This is a genomic window from Vibrio sp. Vb1554, assembly GCF_033344235.1.
In genome coordinates this window covers 1-1,110 of record NZ_JAWPOJ010000383.1, presented here as the reverse complement: position 1 = coordinate 1,110, position 1,110 = coordinate 1, and the positions used below count along the sequence as shown (strand labels likewise).

At 47.2% G+C, this 1,110-nt stretch carries 2 protein-coding genes; both read right to left on the bottom strand.

Annotated elements, in window-relative coordinates; genetic code table 11:
* Nucleotides 1-431 (bottom strand): ribonuclease HII (locus tag R8N28_RS26465; RefSeq protein WP_318183820.1); only part of this gene is annotated, 431 nt, incomplete at its 3' end.
* A gap of 9 nt (nt 432-440) precedes the next feature.
* Nucleotides 441-1,110: lipid-A-disaccharide synthase (gene lpxB, locus R8N28_RS26460; RefSeq protein WP_318183819.1), on the bottom strand; the 670-nt coding region annotated here is incomplete at its 5' end.

Here is a 1,110-nt window from a genome sequence, read left to right as displayed (position 1 = left end):
ACCACTCTTAAATCGCCTTTCACCACAGCTTGAGAATCCATCGGTAGCTCAGGGCAACGATTACCATCGATCAGCACTAAATCTGGCTGTACCTTCAGTCCCGCAATCGCACGTTGCATAGCAACCATGGTAGCTTGCAGAATATTCAGTTCATCAATCTCTTCGGGAGAGCAACGGCCTACCGCCCACGCTAGCGCTTTTTCTTTGATTTCAGGAAGCAGTGCCAGACGCTTTTTCTCGCTCAGCTTCTTAGAGTCATTCAAGCCTTCGATTGGGTTATTGGGATCGAGGATAACTGCAGCGGTGACGACATCTCCAACCAAAGGGCCGCGTCCAACTTCATCGACTCCGGCGATCAATTGGTAACCTTGAGGGTATTCAAACGGAGGGAGCTCTACTTTTGCTTTTGTCGTTTTTGCTTTCGCGACCATGGTACTTCTCTATTTTTCAATCAATTTCAATACTGCATTCGCAGCTTGTTGATCCGCGTCTTTACGAATCCAATGATGCATTTCGGTGAACTTATCAAGCATTGGCTTATTATCACTCTCTAGCAAACGAGAAACTTCATTGAACAAGTTGTCTGGTGTGCAATCGTCTTGAAGATACTCTTTAACCAGTTCGTCATCTGCGAGAATATTGGGTAGTGACACGTACTTAGTTTTCAATAGGCGCTTGGCCAGAAAGGCGGTAAAGGCATTGACGCGATAGCCAACAACCATAGGACGTTTAAGCAACATGCACTCTAACGCTACCGTTCCAGATGCTAGCATTACCGCATCAGAGGCTGTAATAACATTGCGAGCCGTATCATCCACCAATTTGAAATCAAGCTCGGGCGCATGCTCTTTCCACGCTTGCTCAAATTGCTCTCGACGTTTTTGATTAACTAGCGCCACTACAAAGCCCAAACCGGGGCACTTTTGGTGCAGAAGCTTGCACGTCTCAATGAATGGTTGAGAGAGCATCTTGAGCTCACTACCACGGCTACCCGGTAAAACTGCTAACCATTTTTTGTCTTGTTCAAGTCCTAGCAGATCGCGCGCAGGCGCTTGCTCAGATTGCAAAGGAATAGCATCCGCTAAGGTGTGGCCGATAAACTCACAAGGC